The sequence below is a fragment of the Pseudomonas folii genome, from assembly GCF_014357575.1.
GTDB lineage: Bacteria > Pseudomonadota > Gammaproteobacteria > Pseudomonadales > Pseudomonadaceae > Aquipseudomonas > Aquipseudomonas folii.
Genome location: NZ_JACONW010000032.1, coordinates 17353 through 31248, shown reverse-complemented (window position 1 = coordinate 31248; position 13896 = coordinate 17353). Strand labels below are relative to the sequence as shown.

Sequence of the window (13896 nt, the reverse complement as noted above, 5' to 3'; positions counted from 1 at the left end):
AGCAAATGAGGATCACCTGATGTGTGGATTGTGCGGCCTGCTGGGCGAAGACGTGCACTGGAGCGACCCGCTGGGCGGTGAATTGCCCCGGCGGCGTGAACGCCTGCGGCGTATCGCGGCGATCAATAAAGTGGTGGCGCCGTTTCGCCTCAAGGTTGAGGACTTTCAGGGCTCGTCTTACCTGTTGCTTGGTGCCACCGGCAAGCAGGAGCTGGCATCAGGTCTCAATCAGCTATTGGAGAAGGCCGAACTGCTGATCGGTCGACAGCTGGACCCGCTTGACCCCCTCGTGCTGGATCATTTGCAGAGGTCATCATGAGCATTGCGTTGAACGTAATTACCGGCTTCCTCGGCAGCGGCAAGACCACCTTGCTCAAACGACTGTTGCAGGACGAAAACCTCGGTGACACAGCATTGCTGATCAATGAGTTCGGCGACGTAGGTATCGATCATCTGCTGGTGGAGGAAGTCGCGCCGGACACCGTATTGCTGCCCAGTGGCTGTGTCTGTTGCTCCATTCGCGGCGAACTGAAGGACGCGTTGCTGGGCCTGCTTGCCCGGCGCGCCAAGGGCGAGATCCCGCCGTTTCGTCGCGTGATTCTGGAAACCACTGGCCTGGCGAACCCGGCACCGATCCTCGCGACCCTGAGCAACGATCCGCAACTGCGCGGGCGTTTTCATGTGGGTCTGATTGTGACCCTGGTAGATGCCTGTCACGCCACCTTGCAGGAGCGTTTGCACCCGGAGTGGCTGGCGCAAGTGGCAGCGGCGGATCGTTTGTTACTGAGCAAGACTGATCTGGTGGATGAGCCAACGCTGACTGAGTTGCGAGCACACCTGCAGGCCCTGAATTTCTCTGCGCTCATGATGGATACCGCGCAGGTCCACAGCGGCGATCAGTTATTGCTGGGCGAAGGAGTCCTCGATGCAGAGCCAGCCCAGGAGGTGGCGCGCTGGCAGTTGCATCGCGTGCAATCCACCGCGTCAAAGCATGGTGATGCGCAAGTGTGCTGCTTGAGGTTCGAGCAGCCACTGGACTGGGTCGGCTTCGGGGTCTGGCTGTCGATGATGTTACGATGCCACGGTGAACGAATCCTTCGAGTCAAAGGACTGCTCAACGTGAATGCCAGCCAAGCGCCTATCGTGATTCATGGTGTGCAGCATTGTCTGCATGCACCCGTGCACCTGTCGGCCTGGCCGGGGGACGATCACAGCTCGCGGCTGGTGTTTATCCTGCGCGGCCTTGACCCTGAGCTGTTGCGCCGTTCGTTTGATGTCTTTGCCCGCTGCTTCGCTCCGGCCATCAGCGAGACGGCAGCATGACCATCACGCTGCGCGTCCTGGGTACATCGGTCACGTTGCTTGAATCAATCCGCGAGCGTGCCGAGCAGGAACTGGGTATCTGCCTGGTGTATCAGGTGCACGACGTGCAGACCGCGCAACGCATTGCGGTGATGCAGCCCGACAGTTATGACCTTTACGATCAGTGGTTCCACAACGTCGACTTTGTGTGGCCGGCGCGTGCCATCCAGCCCATCGATACCCGGCGCATCGCTCTCTGGCATGAGATCAATGACTTGCCCAAGCGCGGCCGGTTGCGGCCCTCGGATCGGCTCGGCAGTGGCAGCGTCCCCAGCGAGCGTCTGTTCGTGCAGCATGATGGCACGCTGGGCAGTGCGGTGAGCGAGCGCATCAGTATGCTGCCGCTAACACACAATGCCGATAGTTTTGCCTATCGTCCGGAGCGCGTGCCCGCCGGGCTGGACAGTGACCATGAAAGCTGGGGCTGGCTACTTGATCCAGCCTGGGGTGGGCGTATCGCCCTGCAAAGCGATGCGGCCATTGGTGCGCTGGATGCAGCACTGGCGGTGCAGGGCGCAGGCCTGGCGCAGTTCAAAGACATCGGCAACATGAGCATCGAGGAAATCGACGTACTTGCCGATGTCTTGGTGCGCAAACAGCAGGAAGGGCATTTCGGCGCGTTCTGGTCCGATGATGAAGAGGCCGCGGAGTTGATGCTCAGCCCGACCATCGATATCCAAAGCCTCTGGTCGCCCACCCTGGTGCGGCTGCATCGAGCTGGCGTGAAGTACCGCGTTGCGGTGCCCCGTGAAGGCTATCGCGGCTGGTTCGGTGGTTTGTCGCTGTCGCGTCATGCCAAAGGTCCGGTACTCGATGCCGCCTACGCGTACCTCAACTGGTGGCTGTCCGGCTGGCCGGGCGCAGTCATGGCACGCCAGGGTTACTACATCGGCAACCCGGCACGCAGCCGCGATCACCTGAGCGCGGCAGAATGGGATTACTGGTACGAGGGGCTGCCTGCCCGTGAGCAACTGCTCGGCAGCGACGGCCTGCCTTTGATTGACGCCGGAGAAGTACGTGATGGCGGCTCCTATGAACAGCGCATGGGCCATATTGCGGTGTGGAACTCGGTGATGGATGAGCACAATTATCTGGTCAGGCGCTGGAGCGATATCTTGCGGGCAGGGAGCAAGGCTGGCGTTAGGTCGCGGTAACTACAGGGATCTTGATTCTTTGCTCGAACGAGGTGCTTTTAGGCTCCGGGCTTGCTCGCGATAAGGACAATGCTGTCTACCCGTTAAATCACCGCGCCTGATTCGCGGGCAAGCCTCGCTCCAACGGGTACTGCATACCTTGTAGGAGCCGGGCTTGTTCGCGAGGCGTCAGGCCTGAACCACCGCGTCCACCCCTCTCGGCAACAAGTTACCTCCTACCGGACACGTCACTAACCGGTAGGAGCGAACTTGTTCGCGAGGCGTCAGCCCGAACCACCGCGTCCAAATCTCTCGCGAACAAGTTACCTCCTACCGGACACGCCACTAACCGGTAGGAGCCGGGCTTGCCCGCGAAGAACGATAACGCGGTCCACCTGCCAAACCTCTGTGGGAATAAGCCAGGCAACAATGTCCGGCAGGTTTAAAAATCTGACACAAAAAAGGCGGCTATCTTTCGATAGCCGCCTTTTTTATTACATCAGCGAACCATCAATCCGGCAGTTTGAACGCCATCACGTAGTCGCCTTGCTTGGTGCCCAACGAGCCATGACCGCCAGCGACGACGAGCACGTATTGCTTGCCGTCCTTGCCGGTGTAGGTCATCGGCGTGGTTTGCGCGCCTGCTGGCAAGCGGCCTTCCCACAGTTGCTTGCCGTTACGAACATCGTAAGCACGCAGGTATTGATCAAGCGTACCGCTGAGGAAGGCGACGCCACCGGCGGTGGTGAACGTACCGCCCAGGCTTGGAACGCCCATGCTCAACGGGATCGGAACCGGCGAGCTGTCACGCACGGTGCCGTTTTTGTGCTTCCAGATGGTCTGATGATTGGTCAGATCCACTGCAGCCACATAACCCCACGCCGGTGCCTGGCAAGGCAGACCCAGTGGCGACAGCAACGCTTCCAGGATCACGCCGTAGGGCGCGCCTTTGTTCGGCTGTACGCCTTCGGTTTCGCTCTTGCGGCCAGGACCGCCTTCAACCTCTGCGGCAGGTACAAGTTTGGACCGGAACGCCATGTAGCTCGGGTTGACGAAGGCGATCTGGCGTACTGGATCAACCGAGATGCCGCCCCAATCGAACACGCCAAAGTTACCTGGGTAAACAATCGAGCCTTGCAGCGATGGCGGGGTGAACGGGCCATCGTAACGCAAGGACTTGAAGTCGATCCGGCACAGCGCCTGATCGAATGGCGTTACACCCCACATGTCGCGTTCTTTGAGCGGTGGCGGCATGAAGTTCAGGTCGGATTTAGGTTGAGTTGGCGAAGTGTGATCGCCCGCTACCGCACCGCCCGGGACCGGTACTTCATTAATCGGTACGATCGGCTTGCCGGTGCTGCGATCCAGCACATAGATGCTGCCCTGCTTGGTCGAAACCAGTACGGCCGGCTTGATGCCCTCAGCAGTTTTCATGTCCATCAGCGTCGGCTGGCCACCGACATCCATGTCCCACAGGTCATGGTGAGTCAGCTGCATGCTCCAGCGTACTTTGCCGGAAGCGATATCCAGAGCCACGATGCTGGCGCTGAATTGCTCGGACTCTGGAGTACGGTCACCGCCCCACTGATCCGGAGTCTGGTTGCCCATAGGCAGGTAAAGCATGCCGAGTTTTTCATCGACGGCGAACATCGACCACATGTTGGGCGAGTTACGCGTGTAGGACTTGCCTTCAGCCAAAGGCGTGGTGTCATCCGGGTTGCCGCTGTCCCAGTTCCACACCAGACGGCCCGTGTGAACGTCATACGCACGGATCACGCCCGACGGCTCGTCGGTGGAAACGTTGTCGGTCACGTGGCCGCCGATCACTACAAGGTCCTTGGTCACAGCAGGTGGCGACGTGGAGTAGTAACCGCCCGCTGCGAAAGTGCCGATGTTGGCGCTCAGGTCGACCGCGCCTTTGTTGCCGAAATCCTCGCAGACTTTGCCGGTGTCGGCGTTCAGCGCGATCAGGCGGGTGTCAGCAGTCGGCAGGAAGATGCGACGCGGGCAAACATTGCTCCCGGCGGAAGCGACAGCCGGTGTTGCCGGGCTTTGCGCTGGCGCTGCGGCATAGGCGGCGTCATCGTGATAGGACACGCCACGGCAGGTCATGTGTGCCCAGCCTTTGAAGTTGGCAGCATTCTGAGTGCTGATCTTCGGATCGTAGCGCCAGATTTCCTTGCCGGTGTCCGGATCAAGCGCAATCACCTGGCTATGCGGCGTACAGACGTAAAGCATGCCGTTGACTTTGAGCGGCGTGTTCTCGGCCGTGGTTTCGCCCGGATCGTTCGGGCCTGGGATATCGCCAGTGCGATAAGTCCAGGCAGGCACCAGCTTGCTGGCGTTAGCCGGAGTGATCTGCGCCAGTGGCGAGTAGCGATCACCGAATGCAGTGCGGCCGTAGGACTGCCAGTCGCCGTCAGGCATGGCGGGTGCGGCGTTGGTGGTGCCTGCAGTTTCACGGTCCAGCTGGCCTTTGAGCTCACCAGGGTTGGTGAACTGGCTTGCCAGGGCCGTAAGGCCTGCCAGCACTACCGCAACGGTCAGTGCGGCGATGCCTTTACCGCCTGGCTGACCACGCAGGACCGGGCGGCGGAACCATGGCAGCAACATCACGATGCCCAAGGCAAACCACAGTGCCAGACGCGGCACGAGCTGCCACCAGTCCAGACCTACTTCCCACAATGCCCAGACGGTGCTGGCGAACAGGATCAGCGCGTACAAGCCGAACGCCGCTCGGCGTCCAGTGACAAGCAAGATGCCCGTCACCGCGAAGCCGATGCCTGCCAGCAAGTAATACGGCGAACCGCCCACTTGCAGCAGATCGACGCCTAAGGCCAACAGGGCAAGGCCCATCAGCAGTATCACCAGCCCGAGCAATGTCGGCAGCAGGCGATTTTTACTCAAAGCACCGTCAGTGCTCATAGTGTGAATCTCCAAGGACAGATTTAAGTAATGAAGCTTTGTTATTCGCGCAGGATTCGCTGAAGAATTCTCTGCAATACTTTGAAACTAGTTGTTGATACGAACTAATGACAGCAGAAATCAGCCGTCGGTCAGAAGGACGACTGAATTTTCAGGCCCGCCACCAGTGCGTCGTCCACTTCGTCCACGCCGCCGGGGTGGCGCACGAACTGCAGATTTGGCCGCACCGTGAGCCAGTTGGTCAGGTGCACGCCGTAATACAGCTCGGCGTTGTATTCGGTGTCCTGCAGGGGCGTGAAGGCTGGATCGTTGTAGTCATAAACAGCCGCGGCCTGATTAAGTGCAGCGGCGTTCTTGCGGTAGGCCGGATTGACGTGAATGCGTGAGACAGCAAGGCCGATATCGTCTTTGGGACGGGCATCGAACGGGCCTTTGTAGAACGCACCGACGGCGACGTAGTTGTCGACCTTGTTGGTCTTCTTGTCATGCATCGTTCCATTGGCGAACACGCTCAAACCGCGGCTTTGATCGCCGTCGCGGCTGCTAACCTGCTGCAGGAGGTTCAACCACATGCCGTGCTTGCTTGAAGCACTGCGATACGTGCCGTCGGTGAGCGCTGCCGACTGACCGTTACTGCTTTTGTAAACGTCCTGGCTGTCGGCGGTGCTGTAGTAATAACCGGCGCGATATTCACCCGGCAGACCATCGACTTTGGGCGACCAGACCAGCTCTACGGGCAAGACCGCCCCCTGGGTGCCGCTGCCGCTGAGTTTGAAGCCGTTGTCGTTTTCCAGATTCGACGGGTTTTGCTCGAACGCACCGATCTGGGCGAAAAACTCCGGAGTGATCTGGTATTTGATGCGCATTGCCCACTGGCTGATGGGCCAGTTGTACACCGTACCGCCATCCCAGTTGCCGACCTGAGAGCCGCAGAGCGAGAGATTCTGGAAGTCGCAGGGGAAGCTGCCGAAATCCTCGCCCTGATTGTATCGGCCGAGCTTGACGCTCAAGGCCTGATCAAAGAATTTCTGCTGGTACCACAGCTGCGTCAGGCGCGTAACGCTGCCACGGCCCCAGACTTCCTGGGAGGAAGACAGCGTGCCAGTGCGCGGGTCGCTGACGCGGTCATTGCTGATGTTGTCGCCGTTGCGATTGTTCACCGTCAACTGGAATTCGGCATCCTGCCAGCCGAGGATCTTCTGCAGATCGAGATGAGCGCCGAGGGCGTATTGATCGCTGTAGCGCACCGCATTGTCGTGGCTGTAACCGCCGTGCAGGTTGGACCCCATCTCTGCGGTGTAATCGAGTTTGAAATCATAGCCCTGTTGCGACAGCTCGGTCCGCTTGCCTGCCCAGTCTCCCAGCATCCATGGCGAATCACTGTCAAATGCAGGTGCAGCCTGTGCACAACTGGCCAGACTAGCGACGGCAATTCCACAGAGCCTTGCGGCAAAGTTAAGGCGTGAAGGGAAGGGCAGGGCAAAAGCCAAAAAACGTCTCGGGTCGACAGACATAGGTATCGTTCTTTTGAATTATTCAGGAAAGGCATGCGGCGCTATGCCGCGGTTTTGCAATGCGAAAGCAGTTGCAAAATCGGTTCAGCTGGCAGTCCGTAATGATAGGGGGCTAACGAGTTAGTGAACAGCGATAAAATTGACATGGATCATTGCGGAGATTGCAATAGTGCGTTGAGGGCGGTCTGTTGGAGCGTGGCTTGCCCGCGAAGAACCCATCACGCGGCATCTCGGTAACATCGAGGCAATCCATTCGCGGGCAAGCCTCGCTCCAACAGGTTCTGCGTCATTCCCCTATTGGGGCTGTGTTTCGGACAAATAGCGGAGCTTTTCGGAAGCGTCCTACACTCCTCATAGGCGGAAGCTGACTGCCAAAACAAAGACTTCGCACGCTAAGCTCTTCCCGCTGTCTGAAGGCTCGGCTAAGGTGCGCAGCTTCCGGGAAGTGCCCCTCTCCATTGAGCTTGAAGGTTTTGCATGAATACACCCCACTCCAACCCTTTGCACGGCGTAACGCTGGAACAGATCCTCAACGCACTGGTTGAGCATTACGAGTGGTCAGGCCTGGCTGAGCGCATTGATATTCGCTGCTTCAAGAGCGACCCAAGCATCAAGTCCAGCCTGACGTTTCTGCGCAAGACGCCTTGGGCCAGGGAGAAGGTCGAGGCGTTGTACGTGAAGTTGCACCGCAGCAAAGGCTGGTAATTTCGCCCGGTTCCAAGGCTGGGCTCCAAGGAAAAACGATGTACTTCCAATACATGAAAAGTGCGCAAGGACAGCGCTGTTACACGATGATTGCCGCCTGCCTCGGGTGGTCAGGACTGGCCATTCAGCTTTACCTTGTTTTCATTGCACGCTGGGCCGATGACGCCAGCCTGATAGGTGGGCTGGTGCGGTTCTTCAGTTTTTTTACCGTGTGGAGCAATACGCTGGTAGCAGTCGTACTGACCTGCGCGTTGAGTAACAGAACCTCGGCCGCGCATCGCTTCTTCCAGCACCCGGTGGTGTGCAGCGGGATTGCAGCCAGCATTGTTCTGGTCGGACTCGCTTACAACGTATTGCTTCGCCATCTCTGGCACCCGGTAGGTTGGCAGTTTGTTGCTGACGAATTACTGCATGACGTCATGCCGCTTGCGTTCCTGCTGTATTGGTGGCTTTACGTACCCAAGGGCCTCTTGCGGCTTGAGCATGTACTGCTGTGGATTCTTTACCCAGTCATCTACTTTTCCTACGTGTTGCTGCGTGGCAGCTCGATTGGCGATTACATGTACCCCTTCATCAACGTCGGCAACATCGGTTATGTGCAAGCGTTCACCAATGCGGGAGGGGTGTTGATCGGTTTTATCGTGATTGCCCTGGTGCTGCTTGGAGTGGACAGATTCAGCGCCAGACGCTGAGTCTGCAGGAGCTGGCCCGGTTTCTATCGCACCGCACAGTTTCGCGGCAAACACAGGACTTTTAGGAGCTGCCGAAGGCTGCGATCGCGGTTTATCAGCAGAAATACTTCGCAGCCTTCGGCAGCTCCTACAGAAAAAGGATTCCAAATCAGATAGCTGTAATTTGTTCGATGAGAGCTAAGTACCGATCAGCCCTCATCACTCCCGTCCAGCCGCCAGTACCCCGCAGCCTTCACAAACTCTTCTTCCAGTCCGAACTCACCGAGCAATACCCGGCGCAGTTTGCGTGACAGCATCGATTCGGTTGCGATCCAGGCGTACAGCTTGCCTTCAGGCATTTCCAGGCGGCGGACGACATCCACCAGATCCTGTTCGCCACGGACGATCCAGATCACGTCGACCTGAGCCTGACTTTGAAAAACCTGCTGCTCGCCTGGGTCTGCAACCTCGACAACGACCAGCGCGCTGCGATTGGCCGGTAACTCTTCAAGGCGTCGGGCGATAGCAGGCAGGGCGGTTTCATCACCGATGAGCAGATAACTGTCAAAGATATCCGGCACGATCATCGAACCGCGCGGCCCTGCGATATTCAGGAACTGACCCGGTTGAGCTTGCGCTGCCCAGGTTGCTGCGGGCCCTTCGCCGTGCAGTACGAAATCGATATCCAGTTCGCCACTGATCGCATCGTAACGGCGCGGTGTGTAATCACGCATCACCGGTTTTGGTCCGTCGCTTGGGGAGCCCGGAACGAAGTTATCCAGCGCTGCCTGTTCTTCAGGTGTGGTGGCGAACATCAATTTCACATGGTCATCGGGTCCCAGGCTGATGAAGCCGGTCAGGTCAGGGCCATGCAAGGTAATCCGGCGCATTTTAGGGGTAATGTCCGTCACTCGCAGCACTTCAAGCCTGCGGCGTTTGATCTCATGGCTGACACGATGAATGGATTGCTGTGAATTCATACCGGCTTCTCCGAGGTGACGTGGGGGCCATCGACGATGGCTTTGGCGGTGTTGTTGAGCAGGTCGCGAACCCGGAGGATTTCTTCGGGGCTCCAGCGACCGTGGTGCAGTTGCAAGGCGTGGCGAAGGTTGTGCACGGCCTCATGGATTTCCGCAGGACGGTCGTGACCGCGCAACGAGCGCTTGCTGACGTCGATACGCATCCTTACGCCATCCAGAGCGACTTTCTGCTCGGCCAATGAGGCGCGACCGGCATCGGTGACGGCGTAATGTTTTTTACCGCCCTGGGCATCGCCTTCGATCAGCTCGCTTTCTTCGAGGAACGTCAGGGTCGGGTAGATCACCCCGGGGCTTGGGCTATAGGCACCGTCAAACATGCCTTCAATCTGACGGATCAGGTCATAGCCATGGCAGGGCTGCTCGGCAATCAATGCCAGCAGCAGCAGTTTCAGATCGCCCGGCGCGAACACCCGAGGTCCGCGTCCACCGCGTTCCCGGCCAGGTCGTTTCTCAAAACCATCTCGTCCATCGCCATGCTCGCGATGCGAAGGACGGTGGTCGTTGTCGTGAGGGTCATCACGCATCTCTTCATCTCCCGTTACAAGTTAGATATACCTTAAGATATATCTTAATGATTGCGCAAGGGATAAAGACGAACGGTTCTCGTTTGTGGTTTGAGAAAATTTATCAAAATGGTTGTAGGAGCAACGAGCAACGCGGTGCTGGGTAGGAGGTAACTTGTTGCCGAGAGGATTTGATGCGGTGGTGCCGGTTTGACGCCTCTCGCGAACAAGTTCGCTCCTACCGTGTGGCACGCGTTGGGTAGGAGGTAACTTGTTGCCGAGAGGATTTGATGCGGTGGTGCCGGTTTGACGCCTCTCGCGAACAAGTTCGCTCCTACCGTGTGGCGCGGGCTGGATAGGAGGTAACTTGTTGCCGAGAGGGTTAAGCGCGGTGGTGCCGGCCTGACGCCTCTCGCGAACAAGTTCGCTCCTACCGTGTGGCACGCGTTGGGTAGGAGGTAACTTGTTGCCGAGAGGATTTGATGCGGTGGTGCCGGTTTGACGCCCCTCGCGAGCAAGTTCGCTCCTACCGTGTGGCGCGGGCTGGGTAGGAGGTAACTTGTTGCCGAGAGGATTTGATGCGGTGGTGCCGGTTTGACGCCTCTCGCGAACAAGTTCGCTCCTACCGTGTGGCGCGGTCTGGGTAGGAGGTAACTTGTTGCCGAGAGGGTTAAACGCGGTGGTGCCGGCCTGACGCCCCTCGCGAACAAGTTCGCTACAGTTGCGTTCTGATGGTCGGCTGGCAGAGCGTATGACCACCAGGCTCCAGATACGGGTTCAGAATCGGCGCCATGCCCTTTAGCACTTGCACGGGCAGCGCTGACGTGAAGCGGAATCCTTCTGCTGCCCGGCCCGGCACGAATGCGGTCAGGGTGCCGAAGTGGTTATCGCCCAGATAGAACACGAAAGTGGCTGTCCGGTTGATCGCTCGTGAACTCAGGACGCGTCCGCCCGCACCGATACTTTCGATACGGTTGTCGCCGGTGCCGGTCTTGCCGCCCATGGCGAGGATAGAGCCGTCCTGCAATTTGAAACTGCCATGCACCCGCTTGGCGGTGCCCCCGTCGACCACTTGCGACAGCGCTTCGCGCATGGCGGCGGCAACTTCGGAAGGCAATACGCGCTGGCCCAGTTCCGGGTTGTTGGCGAGTCGGGTTTCGTAGGGCGTGTCGGCAGCAAAATGCAGGCTGTCGATGCGCAAAGTCGGTAACCGGATACCGTCGTTCTGGATGATGCCGATCAACTCGGCCAGCGCGGCGGGGCGGTCGCCGGAACTGCCGATGGCGGTGGCCAGCGAAGGCACCAGATGATCAAACGGATAGCCGACACGTTGCCAGCGCTGATGAATATCAAGAAACGCCTCGACCTCCATCATCGTCCGGATCCGGCTGTCCCGTGCACTCTTGTGGCGACTCTTGAACAGCCAGCCGTACACTTCCTGACGCTCATGCCGGCTGGCAGCAACAGCGTCCTTGAACTGCGCATCCGGGTGTTGCAGCAAGTAACCCACTAACCACAGATCCAGCGGGTGCGCCTTGGCGATATAGCCCTGATCCGGCAGGTTGTACTTGCCCGGCCCGTAGCTTTCATAGAGATCGGCCAGTCGCTTCTCGCTCAGCTTCGGTCCGACCTTGTCCTCGGCCATGTGCGCACGGATGAAGGTGTTGAAGTTGGCCTGATTGGCACCCGGCAACAGATAACGATGCACCGCCGCCAGCCTGATTGGCGTGGCATTGATGCCGTCCAGGAATGTATCGAGCCGCTCCTGAGTGGTTTTGTCCTTGTAACGTTTCCAGAAGCGCAGCAGGAATACCGACCCTTCACGGTCAGCGAAGCGACTCAGGTATTCCTGACGGCGTGGGTCATCGTCATCCTTGAGCAGCTCGGCGCTATTGTTTGGCCCTTGATAAGTGCTGTAACGCACGACATCACGCATCAGTCGAATGAACGGCAGGTTGATCGACTCGCGCAGCGATTCACGCAGGGTTGGCAAGCGACTGTCGTCTTCTTTGCGGAAGTTGTTGAAGTGGTGCATGCCACCACCGGTGAAAAAGCTTTCTGCCGGGCTGGCCGAGTAGCGCCGGTCCAGCGCCGCCGAGAGCATTCTGGACAGGTCCCGATCCTTATTCTGTATCAGGTAATCCAGCGCCCAGCGGGTCAGGCGGTCCTGATCTGCCACCGGCTCCTTGCCCAGTGCGCTGACGCTTTGCGCGGCGTAACGATCATGCAGTTCGGCAATGATCTCCAGGTAGGTCGTCATCACCCGCATTTTTGCGGTGGAGCCCAGTTCCAGCTTACTGCCTTCATTGATATCGAAAGGCTGATCGGTACTGTCCGTCTGCACCCTTACCCGTGATCCATCCGGGCCGCGCTCGAACAACGTGAAACTGTAGCGCACCTGGGTGGTACTGGCGGGGGTTAGCAAACGCTCTCCCAATAGCCCGACTTGTGCAGCAAAAGCCGGGTCCGCAAGATTTTTCAGGTACTCACTGACGCTGTTTTGCAGTTCGCTTTGCAGGGTGCTGGTGGCCGAAAGATCAAGGCGATCAAGGTCGTACAGCGGACGATTGAGCAGCGCCGACAATCGACTGCGGGCGACACTGATGCCTTTATTGGTCTCGATGGGCTGGATGGTCGGCTGCTCCGCCCAGTTGCGGTAACTCAACGTCGCTTCCAGCGCGGCATCGGCCAACGCGCTGCTGATCACCTGATTTTGTGCCAGCAGGCGAATGTGGCTGTCAGTCAGCTCCGCCAGTTCCGCACGACCTTTCGCCAGATAGTGCGAAGGTCGACGTTGGGCGATGACCAGCGACAGCACTTCTCGTAATGCCAGTCCCTGAGCGGCGATGCTTTGCGGGTCACTGGCGGTAGACGCGAGCAACTGGTTGGTCTTCACGAAGTCCGCGCCATACCAGACCCGCAAACCTTCAGCCATCCCGTGCACTTCGCCATGGCCCGGCACCGCCGACAGCGGCACGCTGTTCAGGTAATCACGAACGACGCGTTGACGTGCTTCTAAGGTTTGCTGGCCTGGTTGATAGGCGCGCACGCTGGCGGAAATCATCTGCCGAAGTTTTTCAAAGCCTGAAAGCGTAAGACCGTCAGGAGAGTGTCGATACTTCTCCAGTTGAGTAGCCAGCGTGCTGCCTCCCGCCGACTGCCCCGGCAAGCCGAGCAGCTTCGCTACTTGAGAAAACGCCGCTTTGGCAAAACGCGGCCAGTCCACTGCCGGGTTTGCCATTGGCTGTTGTGGATCAAGCAGATCGCGGTTCTCGATGAACAGCAGGCTGTGCACCAGCAGCGGCGGGATGGCGGCAAAGCTTGGGTAGAACTGCTGCGGATAACGGAACTGATAGACGTCGACACCACGGCAATCAGTGATCGACAGTCCAGCCTGGATTTTCTCTTCATAAGGTACGAAGAAGCCACGTTTGGCGTAGTCCAGCAAGTCGGGGGAAAACCGTACCTGTTCGGTAACCAGATAGTCGCGTTTGAGCAGGCGCGGCAAAAATTCATTCAGTGATGAGTAGCCCAGGCGCTTGTCGAAGGGGCCTTCGCCGGGGTAGAGCATCGAATCACTGGGACCTGTATGCATCGAATAGCTCAGACTCGCCGCAAAGCGGTTGAACTCCAGCGCTTGCAGGCGCGAGCTACGTGACTCGATCACCATCGCGACAGCTAGCGCCGCAATCCCCATCAGCAGCAAAATCCAGAACACGCGCCACACATAGCTCTTGCGGCGCGGGGCTTCTGGCATGGGAGCGCGATCGCTACGGTCCGCTGTAATCACAGTTTGTTTGGTATCAGCATGCCGTAAAACGCCCATTTCGGTTGGCCCGGTTAAACCTGTTAATCGCACCTGACTCAAGCTTAGTCGCTGACCGGGATTGCGGGAAAAATAGTCTAGGGCTGTAGGACGCATCCTGAGCGGCGGCGGGCTGCTTACCCATCCATGGCGTGCTCAGGCCGCAGGTCCATCAGCGGCTCATCAGGTTTATCGGCAAGACCGGGGATTTGATAAACCCCTTAACGCTATGAATTTT

At 58.6% G+C, this 13896-nt stretch carries 10 protein-coding genes; 5 read left to right on the top strand and 5 right to left on the bottom strand.

All coding sequences use genetic code 11. The features are described 5' to 3' along the window. Nucleotides 1-19 precede the first annotated feature (19 nt). From H8S59_RS09395 to H8S59_RS09385, 3 genes are read left to right on the top strand one after another with little or no spacing between them, the layout of a single operon-like run. Nucleotides 20-319, top strand: coding sequence for a hypothetical protein (locus H8S59_RS09395; protein ID WP_095094156.1), 300 nt, complete (start codon nt 20-22; stop codon nt 317-319). Further along, nucleotides 316-1323 carry a CobW family GTP-binding protein gene (locus tag H8S59_RS09390; protein WP_187521235.1) on the top strand — a complete coding sequence of 336 codons (1008 nt, stop codon included), beginning with the start codon at nt 316-318 and terminating at the stop codon, nt 1321-1323. Before H8S59_RS09395 ends, H8S59_RS09390 begins: the two co-directional genes overlap by 4 nt. Next, the gene (locus H8S59_RS09385; RefSeq protein WP_187521234.1) at nt 1320-2516 is read left to right on the top strand and encodes an ABC transporter substrate-binding protein; all 1197 of its coding nucleotides are present in this window, start codon (nt 1320-1322) and stop codon (nt 2514-2516) included. The genes H8S59_RS09390 and H8S59_RS09385 overlap by 4 nt, the downstream gene beginning before the upstream one ends. Nucleotides 2517-3005: 489 nt before the next feature. Here H8S59_RS09385 and H8S59_RS09380 read toward each other — a convergent pair whose 3' ends face one another. Further along, on the bottom strand, nt 3006-5420 hold the full coding sequence (locus H8S59_RS09380) for a glucose/quinate/shikimate family membrane-bound PQQ-dependent dehydrogenase (protein ID WP_187521233.1): 2415 nt from the start codon (nt 5418-5420) through the stop codon (nt 3006-3008). Between the two features lie 131 nt (nt 5421-5551). Beyond that, entirely contained in the window at nt 5552-6934 is a 1383-nt protein-coding gene (locus tag H8S59_RS09375; RefSeq protein ID WP_187521232.1) for a carbohydrate porin, read from the bottom strand. A 477-nt stretch (nt 6935-7411) separates the two neighbouring features. Here H8S59_RS09375 and H8S59_RS09370 point away from each other — a divergent pair, with 477 nt between their 5' ends. Beyond that, the gene (locus H8S59_RS09370) at nt 7412-7639 is read left to right on the top strand and encodes a VF530 family protein (protein ID WP_027899801.1); all 228 of its coding nucleotides are present in this window, start codon (nt 7412-7414) and stop codon (nt 7637-7639) included. Nucleotides 7640-7677: 38 nt separating this feature from the next. Beyond that, the gene (locus tag H8S59_RS09365) at nt 7678-8331 is read left to right on the top strand and encodes a Pr6Pr family membrane protein (RefSeq protein WP_187521231.1); all 654 of its coding nucleotides are present in this window, start codon (nt 7678-7680) and stop codon (nt 8329-8331) included. 188 nt (nt 8332-8519) lie between these two features. On the opposite strand, the gene H8S59_RS09360 is transcribed toward H8S59_RS09365, so the two are convergent. The 3 genes from H8S59_RS09360 to H8S59_RS09350 form a co-directional block, all read right to left on the bottom strand. Beyond that, nucleotides 8520-9290, bottom strand: a complete 771-nt coding sequence (locus tag H8S59_RS09360; RefSeq protein ID WP_095094162.1) for a siderophore-interacting protein — start codon at nt 9288-9290, stop codon at nt 8520-8522. Then, nucleotides 9287-9874: a PadR family transcriptional regulator gene (locus H8S59_RS09355; protein WP_187521230.1), complete on the bottom strand. Its 588-nt coding sequence runs from the start codon at nt 9872-9874 to the stop codon at nt 9287-9289. Before H8S59_RS09355 ends, H8S59_RS09360 begins: the two co-directional genes overlap by 4 nt. Nucleotides 9875-10568: 694 nt before the next feature. Beyond that, nucleotides 10569-13679, bottom strand: a complete 3111-nt coding sequence (locus H8S59_RS09350; RefSeq protein WP_187521229.1) for a biosynthetic peptidoglycan transglycosylase — start codon at nt 13677-13679, stop codon at nt 10569-10571. Nucleotides 13680-13896 lie beyond the last annotated feature (217 nt).